General features: G+C 49.1%; 11 protein-coding genes. 4 read left to right on the plus strand and 7 right to left on the minus strand.

Features of this window, described 5'->3' with window-relative positions:
- Nucleotide 1 precedes the first annotated feature (1 nt).
- The 3 genes from O59_RS20870 to O59_RS03395 are packed head-to-tail and all read left to right on the plus strand — an operon-like array spanning nucleotide 2 to nucleotide 4,122.
- Nucleotides 2-2,203, plus strand: coding sequence for a GNAT family N-acetyltransferase (locus O59_RS20870; RefSeq protein ID WP_007639498.1), 2,202 nt, complete (start codon nucleotides 2-4; stop codon nucleotides 2,201-2,203).
- Nucleotides 2,200-3,207 (plus strand): glycosyltransferase family 1 protein, encoded by a 1,008-nt coding sequence (locus O59_RS03390; protein WP_007639501.1) that lies wholly within the window; start codon nucleotides 2,200-2,202, stop codon nucleotides 3,205-3,207. Before O59_RS20870 ends, O59_RS03390 begins: the two co-directional genes overlap by 4 nt.
- Before the next feature lie 36 nt (nucleotides 3,208-3,243).
- Complete coding sequence (locus O59_RS03395) at nucleotides 3,244-4,122, plus strand: glycosyltransferase (RefSeq protein WP_007639503.1); 879 nt, start codon at nucleotides 3,244-3,246, stop codon at nucleotides 4,120-4,122.
- A gap of 59 nt (nucleotides 4,123-4,181) precedes the next feature.
- Here the strand turns inward: O59_RS03395 and O59_RS03400 are convergent, their stop codons facing one another.
- From O59_RS03400 to prsK, 5 genes are all read right to left on the minus strand, one after another.
- Entirely contained in the window at nucleotides 4,182-4,859 is a 678-nt protein-coding gene (locus O59_RS03400) for a PEP-CTERM sorting domain-containing protein (RefSeq protein ID WP_040391110.1), read from the minus strand.
- A 185-nt stretch (nucleotides 4,860-5,044) separates the two neighbouring features.
- Complete coding sequence (locus tag O59_RS03405; RefSeq protein ID WP_007639508.1) at nucleotides 5,045-6,085, minus strand: acyltransferase; 1,041 nt, start codon at nucleotides 6,083-6,085, stop codon at nucleotides 5,045-5,047.
- 75 nt (nucleotides 6,086-6,160) lie between these two features.
- Nucleotides 6,161-7,354, minus strand: a complete 1,194-nt coding sequence (locus O59_RS03410; protein ID WP_007639509.1) for a fibronectin type III domain-containing protein — start codon at nucleotides 7,352-7,354, stop codon at nucleotides 6,161-6,163.
- Between the two features lie 240 nt (nucleotides 7,355-7,594).
- Nucleotides 7,595-8,992: a PEP-CTERM-box response regulator transcription factor gene (gene prsR / locus O59_RS03420; protein WP_007639510.1), complete on the minus strand. Its 1,398-nt coding sequence runs from the start codon at nucleotides 8,990-8,992 to the stop codon at nucleotides 7,595-7,597.
- Between the two features lie 9 nt (nucleotides 8,993-9,001).
- The gene (gene prsK / locus O59_RS03425; RefSeq protein WP_007639511.1) at nucleotides 9,002-11,128 is read right to left on the minus strand and encodes an XrtA/PEP-CTERM system histidine kinase PrsK; all 2,127 of its coding nucleotides are present in this window, start codon (nucleotides 11,126-11,128) and stop codon (nucleotides 9,002-9,004) included.
- A 173-nt stretch (nucleotides 11,129-11,301) separates the two neighbouring features.
- On the opposite strand from prsK, the gene O59_RS03430 reads away from it, so the two are divergent.
- Complete coding sequence (locus O59_RS03430) at nucleotides 11,302-11,706, plus strand: cytochrome c5 family protein (protein WP_040391116.1); 405 nt, start codon at nucleotides 11,302-11,304, stop codon at nucleotides 11,704-11,706.
- A gap of 108 nt (nucleotides 11,707-11,814) precedes the next feature.
- Here the strand turns inward: O59_RS03430 and O59_RS03435 are convergent, their stop codons facing one another.
- Nucleotides 11,815-15,123: a TonB-dependent receptor gene (locus O59_RS03435; RefSeq protein ID WP_232283028.1), complete on the minus strand. Its 3,309-nt coding sequence runs from the start codon at nucleotides 15,121-15,123 to the stop codon at nucleotides 11,815-11,817.
- Between the two features lie 340 nt (nucleotides 15,124-15,463).
- Nucleotides 15,464-17,485, minus strand: coding sequence for a DNA helicase Rep (gene rep, locus O59_RS03440; protein ID WP_040391117.1), 2,022 nt, complete (start codon nucleotides 17,483-17,485; stop codon nucleotides 15,464-15,466).
- Between the last annotated feature and the right edge of the window lie 167 nt (nucleotides 17,486-17,652).

Here is a 17,652-nt window from a genome sequence, read left to right on the forward strand (position 1 = left end):
TATGACAATCACCGTTTCCACGGAAATTATTACTGCTGCGTTGCTAACTGAAGTTGCTAGTTTGTATGCGGCGGATAAATATAAAAAATCCTTATGGGAATGGCAGTTTTGTCCGCGGTTTGGTCGAGATGTACAATGTATTGTTGCGCGGGATGGTGATCGTATAGTTGGTTTTAACGCGACTATGCCCATAAAGCTCGTCGCAGAGTCCAATCAGGTTATGGATGCTATATGGAGCTGTGATTTTATTGTTGCGCCTGCATACCGTGGTAAGGGATTAGGGCAATCTATAAAAGACGAAATGGCAAATGCATTCAAAATGCCAATCATGTCGTTGGGTATTAGCGACAGTGCGTTTCCATTATTATTGAAAAAAGGATGGCATTCTCCTGCACGTCTTGATGTTTGGGATTTAATGAATCATCCCAGAACATTAAAACAAATTATGTTGTTCAGTTGGTCAAAAATTTGTCGGGCATATTTATTCCTTACCACAAGAAATTTATATAGAAAATATCGTGTTGAAGAGCTAAACCAGCTGCCGCAAAAAGCAGTTATCCAGCATTTGTGGCAATTACATCGTGAGCATTCAAACGATGTAGAGATTTTACGAGATTACGAATATTTAAAATGGCGTTATGTTGATTGTCCGTTTAATGTGTATCGCTTTTTACATGTCGGTTCTGCCAATAAAGGAGCACAAGCGCTAATCATTTTTCGTATTACACCAGGTAACAGCCTGGAAGTGGTCGATTTTATTGGTTCAAAAAAATCCGAGGTGGTTTCGGCGGCATGTTCATTTTGGTTGCGATGTTACGCATCGGTCTTTGCAATTCACTGGAATACGTCTATTTCTGCGCTACGCCCTGGGTTGATTGCTAATGGGTTCGTTAAAAAAAGTTACGGTTCACGTTTTGCCACACTATCCGATCATGTGAAGGGCAATTGGGGGCTAGTTGCTGGCGATTCTGACGGTGACTTTTTGCGCGTTGCTAAGGAGCAGTTTGTTTTTCCAACAGTTATAGATAATGTATTTGCGGAAAATCCTGCGGCTCTACCTGCCGTGAATCTCCTTGGAAAACCGATTTATTATTGTGCTGAGGCGTTGGTTTATCGGCAGATCACCGAGCAAGAGTTTTATGCTATGGAGGTTGCTTGGCGTGAATTAATGGACAGGGCGGATGCTAATGCATTGTTCATGAGTTGGCAGTGGATGGTGAGTTGGTGGCGGCAATGGGGTAGTTACTTAAAATTAGATCTGAGTATTTTTCTTGTCTTCGAAAAAGATCGCCTGATTGGAATATTGCCTTTTTATAAATATAAAAGGGTTCTTATGGAAAATTATCAGTTTATTGGAAATGCCTGGGGCATTTTTCCTACTGTCCGATCAGAGTATATCTCTCCTATTTTTGATCGTGAAAAAGAAAAAAAATTATATAAAAGTTTGCAGGCATATATTCTATCCCGACCTTGTAATACTAGTTATATATTTTCTGATACACCAACCAATCAAATGCCAATGTTAAGCTATTGGCAGCATAGGAAAGATTTTGGTTATAGAACTCCTGTGTCAGGAGACTTTGATCATTACATCGCATCATTAGGACGAATGACACGCCTTAAGGCATTTAATCGCCGAAGTTATCTTGAGGAACATTATGCACATGTAGAATTTGTATTGATTACTCTTGAGGAAAAAAAACTGGATGAATTTTTCAATCATTTAAATTCTTTCCATCTGTTGCGTTGGGGTAAGCCTTGTTTTGAACAACGTGCAGTAGAGTTTCATAAGCAACTATTGCAAAGTGCTCTTGGTGTTAATGCTTTATTATCTTATTTGGTGGTTGATGGTTTGATTGTTTCTGCGTCGTATAATATTCAGATAGATGATGTCATTTATAATATTCAATCTGGATATCTTGAAGATTTTGATAAAAAAATCTCTCTCGGTACGTTGCATATGGGCTGGCTTTTGGAATATGCATTCAAATCTCCCGAAGTGAACTATTTTGACTTTCTTGCTGGTTTCGGGCGCGCCGAAGATTATAAAAAGCATTATCGGGGCGATTTGACCCAATTCTATACTCTGCAATACTTTTCCTCGCCGTGGGTAGGTGCTGTATATTGTAGTCGCCTTTGGTTGAAGTTTTATACCAAAAAAATAATGAATCTTGTTAGTCGCTCGCAAAGGGGAGGTATATGAATTTCTACATTTACTATTCTCGCGCTGGGTTAGGGTTGGCGAAGGATGCAAAAATATTAGAAGAGGCCTTGCTGTTGTTGGGGCATAAGGTAATCGTTAATGAAGTGCCTTTGCTTAATAAAACTTTTACCGGGAGGTTTTTTGAAACTCTGGTGACAATATTGATGCATTGCGGGATTTTATTTTTTTATAGGAAATTACAGCGGTTATTGTTGGGAAAGCCGGATATTGTTTCTATTCATCTGGAAAAAATATTCTATTGGAGGCTATTTTCTCATCGAAAGCAGATATTGATACCTAATCAGGAATGGTTCAATCCCCGATATTTTCCTCTGCTGTATTGTATTGATCACGTCTGGACTAAAACCTGGTTCGCAAAAGATATTTTCTCGGAATTTAAATCAAAAGTGGATCGCATAGGTTTTTGCTCTAACGTTGATTCGCACTACAGGATTGAAAAGTCTGCCAATTACTTTTTCTCTCGAGTGGGGTTAAGTCGTTTTCGTGGTGCGGATAAGCTAGTGGAGGTTTGGCGGCTTCACCCAGAGTGGCCAATATTAAAATTGGTAATAGATGTTTCATGCCGGCCGGAAAGCCCTCCGCAAAATGTGGAGTATATTGATATTTTTTCTAGTGCCGAAGAATACACTGCCTGTGCAAGCTCTGCGTTGTTTCATATTTATGCAACAGAGACGGAAGGGTTCGGCCACTCGATTGTTGAAGCTATGGGGTACGGCTCGGTAGTTTTGGTAACAGATGCCCCGCCTATGAACGAAATAGCAAATTCAGATTGTGCGTTGTTAATAGGTGCTAGTTATTCCGGGCAGAAATGGTTTTCCCCTCGATTTTCTGTAGGAGTTTCTGCGCTTGAGTCAGCAGTAGAATGTGCGTTGCAGTTGAGCTCTGAAAGAATCCAACAGCTCACTGGGAATGCCCAGCTAAGGCCCACGGCCTTGAAACAAGATTTTTATAACAATCTGGCAATAGCAATTAAAAAACTATAGTTTTCGCTCACTTTAGTTGGTAAAGGCCGCTTATTTATGGATAAAACTATGCTCATTTCGATTATTACTCCAACCTATAATCGCGAGGCATTCCTTCCTGCCGCGATAGAGAGTGTTCTTGCACAAAGCTATAAAGAGTTTGAGCTAATTATTGTAGATGATGGCTCTACCGATAACAGTCGTGAGTTAATTAACGCGTATGCTGACAAGGATCAGCGTGTTAAGTATTTATATCAGGAAAACCAGCGTCAAAGTGTTGCGCGTAATTATGCATTGTCTATTGCCAAGGGTGATTTTATTTGTTTTCTTGATTCAGATAATTATTGGCCACACGATAAACTTGAAAAGTCACTCAAAGCCTTTGAGCAACATCCCGAGGCGGATATTGTTTATGGGGATTGTATTACTATCGATGAGCAGGGCAATGAGTTACATCGTAATAATATGCGCCGTTATTCCGGGAACATAGCTGCACTTTTGTTAAAAGATAACTTTGTAAGCATGAATACCACGATGACTCGCCGTAAGTGCTTCAATGAAATGGGGGGAATGAGCGGTAAGCGTCGTGTAGCGGATGACTATGATTTGTGGCTTAAATTTTCTGCGCGTTATCGCTTTCAATATATTCCGGAGTTTTTGGCTTATTACCGTGTTATGGAGAATCAGATCTCTAGCAACAAAAAGCTACGGTTTGAAACCAACGAAAAAATTATTCTGGATTTTCTCGCCGCTTTTCCTGATGCAGTTAGCGAATATGAGAAAAAAGCAGGGTTGACCGCATTTTATACTCGCAAAGCTCGCCATTATGCGGCTAGCGATAAAAAAGAAGCCTATAAAGCTATTCGCATAGCCTTGGGTATTAACCCTTTTTCATTAGGTGTGTGGCGGTCTTTTGCGAAAATAGTTGTGTCGTAAAGATTGCACCCATAAAAAAACCCAGCTTAACGCTGGGTTTTTTATGCTTTGAAGGCTAATTAAGCTTTCAGGCGACGCGCACCAAACAAACCAAGCAAGCCCATGCTCATCAAGAGCAGAGTAGTTGGTTCTGGAACTTGAGTAACTTTGATACCTATTACCAAGTCATCATGGTTGTCATCGTCCTTTTTAGATGGGCCTGTATCATCAAGAAACAAAATAGCATCGTAGCTTCCTGCGTGAGCTGCTTTAGCGCCTGGGCCTTGGCCGGTGAAAGACGCATCTAATGCGACTGCAAAAGAATATATACGGCTTCCAGCGACAGTTGATCCTTGAGCATTGCTGGCACTGTATCCAACGCTAGGTGTTGAGAAAACAAAGTCGAATAGAGCATCTTTTTCAACATATGTAGTGATAGTTTTTTTGTTAAAAACACTGAGAGCAGCTTCGTCGTCACCTGGAACTGAGAGAAGGTTCGTCCAGCTGGCTTCTTGGCCCAAGTAGTAATATGTTACTTTAAGTTTCTCGTTCGCTTTTAGGCTGCCAGCTATCGTATAGCTCGTTGCGTCCACGTAGCCATTATTTGTGAAGTCGTTAACCAAAGAAACGGGCTCGTCTGGCTTGAAGTCGCCAGGGTTAACTGTCATTCCGTTATTGACAACGGTGATTAAGCCAGCACTTGCGCTCAGCGAACTCAGAGCCAAAAGCGCTGCCGCTGCAAATTTGATAAGTTTCATGAGGGTCATCCTTTAATTTGTTGCTAATGAGTGAGTTAAAAGTAGCCTAAGCTGCATGTACATAAAGCATAAACCGTGCCTATTTTAAAAAGACTATTAAAATCATATGCATATGTTTATTTTTCGAATTATTAAGACTGGCGATGTAAATTTTTTCGACTGCTTATGCGATCCGCTTCACTTTCTTAGTTGTTTTTACTAATCGCCTCGCTCGGTGATTTACGTTTAATACGAAAGAGTTGCTCAAAGCTTGTTTTAAAGAATCTTGCACCTTGGGGTTCGATGAATCGGTAAATCAAATACGACAGAGCTAGCATCAACAACGTGGTAAAAAAGATCGCAATTGACTCGCTTAGCAGTGGTTTGAGTCTATCAATTAATAATTTTCCGGCGTGATTGTGGAGTAAGTAGAGAGGGTAGGTTAGCCCGCCCAGAATGGTGTAGATATTAAGTGGTGACAATGTAAATTTGCTTAGGGCGATCAATAGAAAAAACCCATGAAAAATCCCTGCAATAATCGCGGCGATTACCCACTCATAAGGTTCGCTGGAGTGCATGAACCCCGCTGCTTGATGATAGCTTTGGTAGCTGCAGAGTAAGCTTGAAATGATCAATGTAGCATTGGTAACCGGGGTGTGCTTCTGATTCCAGAGCAGATACAGACAGATGCCCGAGATGAAGTAACAGGAATAACCTGGGTTAATAACCCAACCCATTTTGGATGGTTGGCCGAATAGCAAATAGCTTAAGGTGATAGCTAGCCAAATCGGTAACCACAACGAATAGCGGGTAAATAACCTAAATATCATCAATAAAAATATGCAGCCGTAGAATTTAAGTTCTACCTGCAGCGTCCAATAGACCCCATCGATATTGTTAACGCCTACGTAATCGTTGAGCATGGTCAAGTTGAGAAGAATATCTGTAGTACTTGGTGTCGATGCTCCCAGCGCGAACATTATCGTCGTGGTAAATAATACGCCTATCCAAAAAGCGGGATACAGTCGTGCGGCGCGCGAAATCATGAATATCAGGGGTGAGCGACGCTCTGCTGATGCTGCAATTACAAAGCCGCTTATCATGAAGAACAGCGGCACACCCAAATAACCAAATTGCGTGAATTGGGCTATTTGAGGGAATGTAGGGTTTGGTTGTGCTGTGTAGTGATAGAGCACTACTGCCAGTGCGGCAATAAATCGGAGTAAATCGAGCGCCTGTAACCTCATGTGGCTTCCTTAAGAGAGATTTCGGGCGCTGATTATCTATTATGTTTATAGAAGATAGCTAATTTTGCAGTCGTACTATCGCGGCGATAAGGTGATGAAGCGACTATAGAGTCCGTTGGTATCAAATGCAGCGATTTGAAATAGACCGTCTGTTGATGCATTGGTGGTTTCATAGCTTGTTGCATATTTATCAGTAATGATCTCACGAATATATACGCTGCTATTAATCGGCTTATAACGTAATTCGTATCCACCGATTTCATCCAATTCCAGATAGTCACCATTTTCGCGTTGTGATGGTGTAATCCACTCTACGCTAACTAAATTATCGCTGCTTGAGCTGCTCGCATTCGCTTCGCTACTTGAGCTTATTGCGGTTGCGCTGCTGCTAGTCTCTGCACTCGTACTTGAGTTGCTTGCATTAGCTTCGCTACTTGCACTTATCGAAGCCGTGCTGCTACTTGTTGCTTCGCTTGAACTTAGAGCAACCGAGCTATTGCTTGTGCTGTTAGTTGAGCTTGTTTCTGACACGCTGCTACTTGTATTGTTGATCGAGCTGACTGAGCTTGTTGTGGTTGAACTATTACTTGAAGTGTTGTGGGTGTTAATTGAGGTGGTTTTGACAATTAGGGCAGTGGAAAAGTTTGATCTGTTGCCGGAAGTATCGATGGCACGCACCGTATAGGTGTAATAGGTGTTGTGGTTTAGCCCAGTATCTTCATATTCAAGATTTGAAGCGACACTGGTCCCTATGGCAACACCATCGCGGCGTATTTCATAGCGTGACAGTGCAACATCGTCGGTTGCTGGACTCCAGCTAATAATTGCAGTATTTGATGAAATAACCTCGAGTTTTACGTTGCGCGGTGCAGTTGGCGGTAAGTCAAAGAATTCTTCCGGCTCTTCCGGGTAGATAACATCGTCATCCATGTCGGCCAAGGAACTACTTGCACGCGAGGAGCGGGCATAACTTGATTGGGTGGGTGATGACGACTTGGTAGCCTGTATCGGGGTGCTGCTTGGTGCGCTGCTGCTGGTTGTTACGCTTATCGCCAAACTACTGCTTGAAGGTGCTGAACTACTTATCGGCACAGAGGAAGCCACTACCACTGGGGTAGAGCTGGGTAGAGCTGTCGGGATGCTGCTATTGCTGTTTCCCTGTGTATTACTACCCTCGGAGCCACCTCCGCCGCAACCGGTTAGGATGATTGTTAGTAAGCCGGTGATAGCAAACTCAAAAGTACAATATTTCTTGAAGCTAAAAATCATTCTAACTACCTGAAAAAGCGTGTGTGCTTAGTGGAATCATCGATTGGATGCAGCGGGTAAAGGCTTGTATCGCGCGGCTTTACGGCGAGGTGTCACATTTAGCAGGATCACGGGGGTGCCATGACCTTGATGGGGAGTTTTTTTTCATAAAGCGAAATGGTCGATCCATATTGAGATAATTGGTTCTGTGTATAACGGTAATTTATATATCTTTTGATTATATCGGTGCTGGGGGCAACCCTATTCGCTGCTCGGGTCTGTGTCATCAAGGTGTACTGCTGCCACCACATTCATGTCGTATTTCTTAATCAGGTCGTAGAAAGTAGGGCGGGTGATTCCCAGCAATTTGGCAGCGGCAGAGATGTTGTTATCGGTCATGCTCAGGGCACGCAGAATCGCCCCGCGCTCGGCTTCCTGGCGGACATGGCGCAAGTTGAGTGAGAGTTCTCCTGCCTCAGCCAAACCTAAATCTTCGCGCGTCACATATTTGCCATCCGCCATGATCACAGCGCGTTTTATTTTATTTTCCATTTCGCGGATATTGCCCGGCCAGTTGTAATTTTCGATGGCGGCAATGGCATCGGGAGTGAAGCCAGTGACGTTCTGGCCGTGCTCCTTCGCGAACTTGAGTTTGAAGTGGCGCGCGAGTAGTACTTTGTCACCCAGGCGGTTACGTAAGGGGGGGATATTTACGGTCATTTCACAGATGCGATAGAACAAATCCTCGCGGAAGCTGCCCGCTTTAACCATGGCTTCGAGATCTTTGTTGGTAGCGCAGATCACACGCACATCCACCGGGATTTCACTGCGCCCGCCAACCCGCTCGATCACGCGCTCCTGTAAAAAACGCAGCAGTTTAGCTTGCAGGTTGAGTGGCATATCACCGATTTCATCCAGAAACAGGGTGCCCTCATTAGCGGTTTCCACTTTGCCTAACGTAGTTTTATTCGCGCCGGTGAAAGCGCCTTTTTCATAGCCAAAGAGTTCGCTTTCGATCAGATTTTCCGGCACTGCCGCGCAGTTAATAGCTACAAATCGCTTGGTCTTGCGCGGGCTGAGTTGGTGAATAGCGCGCGCCAAAACTTCTTTGCCTGTGCCACTTTCACCCAGCAGGGTGCAAGTAACGGTGGTGGGCGATATTTTTTCCAGTTGGCGACAAATCTTGAGTAGTTGGGGGTCGTTAGTGATTAGCCCTTCCAATGGTTCCTGTTGCGACAGATTCAGACGGCGGTTGTAGTCCTCCAACTCAAAAATGTGGAAGGCGCGCTGCACAATCAAATCCAGGGTGTTGGGGTCGACCGGCTTTTGGTAGAAGTCGTAGGCGCCCATGGCAACGGCGCGCAGGGCGTTATCGCGGTCGGTTTTCCCCGTCATTACGATAATTTTAGTGTTGGGGGAGATGCGGAGTATGTCCTGAATGCACTTGAAGCCTTCATCGACACCGTCTTCGTCCGGGGGTAAGCCGAGATCCTGAATCACTACCGACGCTTCATGCAGACGCATGGCGGCAATAGCGTCCTGGCGGTTGTCGGCAACCACGGTTTCGTACTGATCAAAGTGCCAGCGCAATTGGCTTTGCAAGCCCGCGTCGTCTTCTACGATTAGCAGAATAGGTTTGGATGCAGTTGTTTTACTCATGCGGCCCCGTTAATCCTTGTTCAGTGGGAGTGTGATGGTGATGGTGGTGCCTTCGCCTGGCTCACTGGCGACGTTGAGGGTGCCGCTCAGTTCGCTGATGTATTCCCGCGACAGGTAAACCCCGATTCCCATACCTTTACCGGATTTAGTGGTTTCAAAGGGTTTGAATAAGCGGTTGTGGATAAAATCCCAATCCATGCCTGAGCCGTTGTCTTCGATAATAACTGTGGCCCAGTCGTTATTGACGCGCAGTGTAACATGAACCCGGCCATCGTCTGGCGTGGCCTCGAGCGCGTTTTTGATGAAGTTGGTGATAGTCATCACTAACCGCACCTGGTCAGCATTGAGGGTGCGGGTGGTGGGTTCAATATCGGCAGTGAGTTTGGCGCGCTGGCATTCACTAACTGCCTGGTTTACGACTTCCAGAATCGATAGCCGTTTGACCAGATCCGACTCGTCGCGGCGGAGTTTTTTGAGCAGGTTGTTCATGCGGTCGACAGAGTTGCTGATGGTTTTGATGGCATCTTCAAAAAACGCCGGATTGCCTTTGTGTTTTTCGGCGTTGCGCACCACAAGTGCCTGCTGGGCGATAAGGTTGTTCAGGTCGTGGATAATAAAGGCTACGAGTTTGTTGTAGGTATCAAACTGGCGCCCTTCCACCAACTGCTCCGCCTGCTGATGTCGTTTCAGATAGCTGCCGATTTGACGCCCCATGGTTTTGAGCAGATCCAGATCTTCCCAGGTCAGGGTTTGATCGCCCGCCGGTTTGGTAAGTGCCATAAAGCCCACCAGCTCTTCGCCCACAATTAGCGGGAATAGTAGCCAGAGATCGGGAATATTGTGTGCCCAGTGCGGCAGTAACTCATTGTGTTGGCTGAGGGCTTTGTTGTCGCCACTGTCGGGGATAAACACCCATTCGGCGTCGATAAATGCGCGGCAAAACGGGCTGTCGACCGGTTCTTCTTGCAGCGTCACGTAATTGGGCAGGTTGGTGCGATAGACCGGCTCGTAAAAGCCCTGTTTCTGCAGCCAGATAGCGCCACCGGGGGCTTTGGTCGTGGAGGCGACGGCATAAAAGGCGCGCTGGTTGACTTCACTGGCTTCGGCGGGTTGGGCGAGATAGTTAATCAAACGCAACCATTCGTTGCGATAGTCGTATTTATAGCGGAACAGGTGTTTATTGATCAGCACCGACAATTTCATGCGAATACGGCTGGAAATAAACACCGTGGCAATCAGTAGTACGGCGCCCACTAATAACAAGCTGTAGAAAACCGTTCCCCAGTTGCCGCCGTATAAACGGACATAGTAACCGCCGAGCGACAACACGGTGATCAAAATGCCCACACCCACTAATGAGGTGGTGTAGAAGGCAATCGGACGCGATAAATTAAAGTTGGCAGGGCGGTCAGTGCGCTGGAGCAGCAAAATTCCGCCCAGTGCCATAAATAAGCAGGTGGCGATGGAAACCGCAGCGCGCGACTGCCAGAGCATGGGATCGAGCCCCTTGAAAATCAGCGCATGGGTAAACAGGTAAATATCGTAGAGGAAAATAGCGGCGAGGTTCATGCACAACAGTTTGATCTGGCGATCATTTTCGGCCGCAAAGCGGTAGAGCTGCTCAACGCTTACCAGCGCAATCACCGCCAGCCCCAAGGCAAACCAGATCGATAATCCGGCCTGGTTCATATTGGGCATAAACAACATCGCGATCGCCAGCGCGGTAATCGGCCAGCCGCCGCTGAACAGCAGCTGCAGACTGGCGGGTAGTTGGCGGCGATGGCTGTTGTGTCGCAGGCTGAGCCAGATACAGAACACCCAGGCATTAAAGTGCAGGTATTCAAAAATAATCAGCAGGTAGAGCGGGATCTCGTAACCGGAAAAGGACAGGGCGATCACGCCCAAATGGATGGTGTGCAGCGCTGCCGCCCAGAGGAAAACCCAGGTTTTCTGCCCGCGCAGCAACTGGAAGAGATAGGTCCCAGTGAGTAGGGAGGCTACCACTGCCGCACTAAAGTAGGCGACAAAGGTGACGCTGTTATATTCCATTGTGGGCGAAATCCCGAAGTAGGTAATAAGTAGTAGGTATAAATCCTGGCGATAAGCATAACAGCTGCGATTGGTAGATAAAATCATTGCCCCGGGCATCCGGGTACCGGGGCGAATACTGGCATCGCCTGTGTGGGTATTTGCCGCTATAATGCGCGCCGACGCTTAACCAGCCCCATGCGCGGGGGCAGATTTTACTTGGGCCTTGCTGAAGCAACTTCAGCGGCCTTTATACCAACGAGGAAAACGCCGTGATCCAGATGAAAAAATTGTTCGGAATTCTGTTTGTTGCAGGTTTGGTGGCGGCGTCTGCTGTTGCCAACAGTGAAGATGACATCAAGGCGCGTATTGCTCCGGTGGGTACCAGCTGTATGTCAGGCGATGATTGCGCCGCAGCACCAGCGCCGGCAGCCGCTGCTGGCCCCAAGTCAGGTAAAGATGTATACAGCAGCTTCTGCACTACCTGCCATGGTGCCGGGGTAATGGGCGCGCCTAAATTGGGTGATGCTGCCGATTGGACTGCGCGGGCGGGCAAGGGTTTGGAAACCCTCTACACCCATGCGATTGGTGGTTTTAATGCTATGCCTGCCAAGGGTATGTGTGCCGCCTGTTCTGATGATGAAATCAAAGGCGCCGTGGATTACATGGTTGAAAACAGCAAGTAAGCTGTCGCCTAGCTAGAACGAAAAACCCCCGCCATGGTTGCCATGGCGGGGGTTTTGTTTTTTAACACCCTGTTTGGGTTGCCCCGTCAGGGGCAACCGGATTGCGGGTTAGAAGTTGGCTTTGAGAATCAACGCCGCACGACGGTCATTTACAAACCATGAACGACCCGCTTCCGCGCCCTGGCCATCGAGAATCATGATGGTTTTGGTCTGGGTATTGGCGATGTTGGTCAACTGCAGGCCAACGGTCACATTGTCGTTGATGTTGTAAAACGCCGAGCCGTCGAGGAAGCCTGAATCGTCGTTCCACAGCGGATACTTACTGATCACATCGCGGGTAGTCAGCAGGTACTTGGAGCGCCAGTTGTAGGCTAACCGCAGCGACCAGTCATTTTTGTCGTACATGGCGACAATGTTGAAGGTGTCTTTGGATTGGCCTTGCAGCGGCACCTTATCGAAGTCGACGCGCGCACCGGTATCGTTGGCCGTGCCAGCAAAACCATCGGCGCTACCATCGCCACCATTGGGTACACCGCTGGCATCGATATAGGTGTAGTTCATCTGCAAACCTAAACCGTCCCAAGGGGCGGGCAGCATGTCGTAGAACTGCTGATAAGCAATTTCAAAGCCCTGCATGGTGCCATCGCCACCATTGCGGGTGCCCTCTACCTCAACGGTTTGGGTGACGCCCGACACCGGGTTGGTGAAGTCCCGCGCGAAGGTGCCATAGACAAAGAAGTTGGTCAGATCCTTATAGAACAGGGTAGTGGTGAGCGAGCCAACATTGGCGAAATACCACTCAAGCGATGCGTCAAACTGGGTAGATTCCATTGGCTTGAGGCCAGGATTGCCTGAGCTTCCGCGCCAGCCTGCCACTTCTGCACCTAAAATTCCGCCACCGGCAGATGGGTTGTTAGGATCCTGCTCCGGTTGCTCGATGTTCAAGCCGATCTGGCTCAGGTTCGCCTGACTTTTTACCGCTTCCATATCCGGCAGGGCGATGGCTTTGGCGACCGCAAAGCGGGAGATCAAATCATCGGTCAACTCCACTTTCAGGTTGAAGCTGGGCAGGGTAGTGGAATAGTCGGCGATGGCGTTTTGTACGCTAAAGGCGTTGTTGGCAAAACCGCGCTCGTCATTGCTCAGGAAGTTGTTCGGATCGCTTGCCCAGCGCGATGAATCCATTGCCATCAGCGCAGTGCGTGCAGCGGCCAAGTCGGCGTACCCACCTTGGTCATAAAGTGCCTGGCTGGCTTGGGTTGCCCAGGCCTCTACTGAGGCGGCAGTCAACGGTAGGCTCATATCTGCAGGTGCGGCGAAATCCGGTACCAAATCCGGGTATTGCACCGAGCCTTGGGCATCGCGCTCCAGGCGTACATAACGCAGACCGAGGTTACCGCTGAAACGCATTGCGTAATCGTCGGAACCAAAATCCACTTTCACATAGGCTGCTTCGTTGGTTTCTTTGGTGACAAAGATTTCCGACGGAGTGAAGTAGTCGGTGGTGCCAGCGCGCTTATTGGCGGGCACAAATGAACCGGCATCAGCCAGCAGCTCGCGCCCTTTGATGACATCCTTCACCAGAGATGGCGATGCGTGCAGCATGCCGTTGCCGGGAATAGTCACTACGCCACCGCGGTGGAAGTCGCTCCAATCTACCAGGGTGTATTCCTGACCTGAGACTTTTTCCAGGTCGGCCCAGTAGATATCTGATTGCCAGCGCGGACCCAGCCCACCCCAGTTGTAGACGCTGTAGCGCACGGTTTGCTCGCGTTCGGCCACACGCAGACCACCGCTCAGTGCGGTGATGAAGCTATCATCGAGGGTGTGTTTGATATCGATACGGCTCGCCAGCGAGTCACCTTCGGAGCGCTCGTAGTGGTCCATCGCCGATTGCCAGAGGTAGGAGGTTGGGTCCTGGAAGTAGTTGCTGTCGCCCGCTGGATCATCCGAGAAGCCTGGGAAGCCGCTGGCATAAATGTCCGGGTTGTTGGTGCGGTAGCCGTTCCAGGGTTCGATCAGGGTCAGCGATGGGGTGCTGCCACGGGTGTCGTAATCCTGCATGGCGTGGGTCGCCATCATCACAGTGACGTCATCATCTTCAGTAGTGGCGTCGATATACTGCAAGTCGAGGCTGTATTCCCAGTTGTCGTTGGGAGTGAATTTCAGATTGAACGCATAATCGTCCACCAGTGTACGTGTGCTTTTAAAGCGGGTATCGGTGGAGAAGAAGTGACCCCACTGCGGAATATTGACCGGGTCATCGCCCCAGGCGCGCGGGATGCGATTGGTGTTGCCGTCAGCGGCACGCCAGCCATCGGAATCCACCAGAGTGCCACCGAGGAAAATACCGTCATTGTCGAATTCGAACTCGGTTCCTTCAAGCGGACGAGTGCGGCGGATATCTTGTTTGGCGCCTTCATCGTAGTAGCCACCTTGGTATTTGATGGCGTATTCGGTCCAGTTCAGCTGAGCGTCTGAACGCATAAATTGAAAAGTACCAAGCAGTGTGTCGTCGTTGTTGCCCCATTGAATGGCAGTGGCGAAACCCTGACGATCGCGCTCGTCAGTTTTCATCAAGGCGTTGGAGCCGTTAGGCATCCACACGGTACCTTTGCCGTCTTCACCCACAAAACGCTCGGCGCCGGGCAATACCGCTGCATCGTATTTCACATAGGCATCGCTCTGGATACCGTTGGACATGCCGGTGAGTGATGAATCGGCAACATTGAATAACACACCAAATTCGCCCGCCGCCGTTTCCCAGCGGTCGCTGTAGAGGGCGGAAATGGTGGGTGTCCATTCTTCTGCCATGTCGCCATAGGAGTAGTCGGCAGAGACGGCGATTTGCCGGGAATTGGAGTCAAACGGCTTGCGGGTGCGCAGGCTGACGGTGCCGCCAATGCCGCCTTCGATCATGTCAGCCGTCTGGTTTTTGTAGATATCCACTCCACCCATCAATTCGGGTGGTACATCCTGAAAACTCAACCCGCGACCTGAGTTGGCGGTGAAGGAATCGCGGCCGTTGAATTCCGAGCGGGTGGCGTTCATACCGCGAATGACCGCCGCTGAACCTTCCACACTGAAATGGTCCGGGTCGTTGGCTGAGGCAAAGCGCTCAATGGACACACCGGGAATGCGCTGCATAGCTTCGAGCACACTGCGGTCGGGTAAGGAGCCTATGTCGTCGGCGGAGATGGAATCCACCACGGTGTTGGCGTTGCGTTTGATATCTTGCGCGTTTTGCAAATTGGCGCGCACACCGGTGACAACCACTTCTTCCAGGCTGCCGTTGTCGCCTGTCTGGGCCAACACAGGGGCAGTCAGCGCCATGATGCACAGGGTTAACAGGGAGCGATGAAAGACTGGAGCTGCGTTGAAAGCGTAATGACCTTGTTTAGGGTTGTGGGGGAGCATAGCTAACCTCTCGTTTTCATTATTAGGTGCTTCTGAATTAAGTACTGCGATGGATGCCGCTCAATGGAACGAGGACATGGGCGCCATGCTCGGCTTATCTGGCGATGCCGTCGCACCAGTTTGATCAGGCAGCGCAAACTGGTGACTATTTTGAAAAACCAAGGCGGGTATAGCGGGGTGAGCTATTGCGGCGGGTGTAAATTGGGGGCTGTTGTCCAGGCGAGGCTCGGTTTGTGAGGCTAAACCTGTCGGAGCGATGACTAATAAAATGCGACTGTTGCAGATGCCAGTTTGCGCAGAGGTGGCAAACTGGTGCGGTGAAAAGTGCTGGTGGGGCAGGCTAATCGAATAGATTGAGCAGGTTCGCCAGGGTCTCCTCGCCTTTGGCCAGATTCTTCTCCGGGCTCTGTTCGCCAAAACCTTCCCACTCCACATCCTCTACTGGCAACTCATCCAGAAAGCGGCTGGGGGTGGTTTCGCTCATCTCGCCAAACTGTTTGCGTTTGCCGGCGAGGGTCATGGTCAGGGTGCGCTGGGCGCGGGTGATGCCCACATAGGTCAGGCGGCGTTCTTCTTCAATGTTATTGTCTTCAATACTATTGCGATGGGGCAGCAGTTCCTCTTCCATACCCACCATAAATACATGGGGGAACTCCAGCCCTTTGGAGGCGTGCAAGGTCATGAGCTGTACCTGATCGCTCAGGTCTTCCTCTTCTTGCCGTTCCATCATGTCGCGCAATACCAGTTTGGCGACGGCATCTTCAATACGTGACTCCTCGCCGTCGTCGTCATCGCTGCTATTTTTGTCGATAGTTTTTTGCAGCGATTCAACCAGATAAAACACGTTCTCCATGCGCTTCTCGGCGGCTTTGCTACTTGCCGAGTTTTGGTGCAGCCAGCCTTCGTAATCAATATCGTTAAGCATCTCGCGGATAGCATCCACCGGCCTGTCGCCGCCGCAATTACGGGTCACTTGTTTGATCCAGTGCGCAAATCGTTGTAATCGCTCCAGATTTTTCTCGGGAATGCGACTTTGTAGGCCAAGCTCATCGAGCGCGGCAAATAAACTGATGTTGCGTTCGCCGGCGTAACCACCCAGCGCCTCCAAGGTGCTGGTGCCGATCTGGCGGCGCGGGGTGTTGATAATGCGCAAAAAGGCGTTGTCGTCATCAGGGTTAACAATCAGGCGCAAATAGGCCATCACATCCTTGATTTCGGTTTTGGCAAAAAACGAGGAGCCGCCGCTGATTTTGTAGGGAATCTGATGCTGTTGTAGTTTCATCTCCAGCAGGCGCGCCTGATGGTTGCCGCGATAGAGCACCGCAAAATCGCGGTACTTGTACTGGTTGCGCATGCGCTGGGTAAGGATTTCGGTGGCGACGCGCTCGGACTCGGCGTCCTCGTTTTTGCAGCGCAGCACGCGGATCGGATCGCCCAAGCCCATTTCACTCCACAGCGCCTTGTCAAATTCATGGGGGTTGTTGGCGATTAAATGGTTGGCCACTCGCAGGATGCGGCTGGTGGAGCGATAGTTCTGTTCCAGTTTGATCACCCGCAGGCTGGGGTAGTCCTGCTTTAACAGTGACATGTTTTCCGGGCGCGCACCGCGCCAGGCGTAGATGGACTGGTCGTCGTCGCCCACCACCGTGAGCGCGCCGCGATTGCCCACAATCAACTGCACTAAGAGGTATTGGCTGGAGTTGGTATCTTGATATTCATCCACCAACAGGTAGCGGATTTTACGCTGCCAGCGCGCGAGCACCTCGGCATTGGTCTGGAACAATTCCACCGGGATAAGGATCAAATCATCAAAGTCCACGGCGTTATAGGCGCGCAGGGCTTGGTTGTAGCGCTGGTAAATCAGCGCGATGGCCTGCTCGCCGGGGCTCTGCGCCATGCTCAAGGCGCGCGCGGGAATGACAAGGTCGTTTTTCCAATTGGAGATCTGGTGCTGCACCAAGTCCAGATGGTCGCTGTCTAAATCGCCATCTTTCATCATTAAATCTTTGAGCAGGGAGCGCGCATCTTCGGAGTCGAAGATGGAAAAACCGGGTTTAAACCCGAGGCTTTTGTGTTCGCGGCGAATGATATTCAGGCCGAGGTTGTGGAAGGTCGATACGGTCAAACCGCGCGAGGCGCTGCCTTTGACCAATTTGCTGGCGCGCTCTTTCATCTCGCGCGCGGCCTTGTTGGTAAACGTCAGGGCGGCGATATGACGTGCGGGTATATCGCACTGTTCAATCAAATAGGCGATTTTGCGGGTAATTACGCTGGTTTTGCCACTGCCCGCCCCCGCTAGAACCAGACAGGGGCCATCGATGTAGAGCACGGCTTCTTTTTGGCGCGGGTTGAGTTGGGTCACGGGTAATGCCTGGGTCAAATGGGGGTGCATTCTAGCAAGCTACCCCCCGGTTGTAATGCAGATTGCACGGGTTTGAAGTATGGCTAATCGCTATAACTGCATTAGTGATTTAGCGTGATTTGAGTGTTTTTTTGTTATAGGCAAGCCGTTTAGTTTGCCTGGGTGCG

This window comes from Cellvibrio sp. BR, assembly GCF_000263355.1.
Taxonomy (GTDB): Bacteria; Pseudomonadota; Gammaproteobacteria; order Pseudomonadales; family Cellvibrionaceae; genus Cellvibrio.

Bases quoted from the DNA above. Each gene is read 5' to 3' on its own strand.
- O59_RS03435 (WP_232283028.1), bottom strand. From the start codon at position 15,123: ATGCTCCCCCACAACCCTAAACAAGGTCATTACGCTTTCAACGCAGCT.
- O59_RS03395 (WP_007639503.1), top strand. From the start codon at position 3,244: ATGGATAAAACTATGCTCATTTCGATTATTACTCCAACCTATAATCGC.
- O59_RS03430 (WP_040391116.1), top strand. From the start codon at position 11,302: ATGAAAAAATTGTTCGGAATTCTGTTTGTTGCAGGTTTGGTGGCGGCG.
- O59_RS20870 (WP_007639498.1), top strand. From the start codon at position 2: ATGACAATCACCGTTTCCACGGAAATTATTACTGCTGCGTTGCTAACT.
- O59_RS03410 (WP_007639509.1), bottom strand. From the start codon at position 7,354: ATGATTTTTAGCTTCAAGAAATATTGTACTTTTGAGTTTGCTATCACC.
- prsR (WP_007639510.1), bottom strand. From the start codon at position 8,992: ATGAGTAAAACAACTGCATCCAAACCTATTCTGCTAATCGTAGAAGAC.
- O59_RS03405 (WP_007639508.1), bottom strand. From the start codon at position 6,085: ATGAGGTTACAGGCGCTCGATTTACTCCGATTTATTGCCGCACTGGCA.
- prsK (WP_007639511.1), bottom strand. From the start codon at position 11,128: ATGATTTTATCTACCAATCGCAGCTGTTATGCTTATCGCCAGGATTTA.
- O59_RS03400 (WP_040391110.1), bottom strand. From the start codon at position 4,859: ATGAAACTTATCAAATTTGCAGCGGCAGCGCTTTTGGCTCTGAGTTCG.
- O59_RS03390 (WP_007639501.1), top strand. From the start codon at position 2,200: ATGAATTTCTACATTTACTATTCTCGCGCTGGGTTAGGGTTGGCGAAG.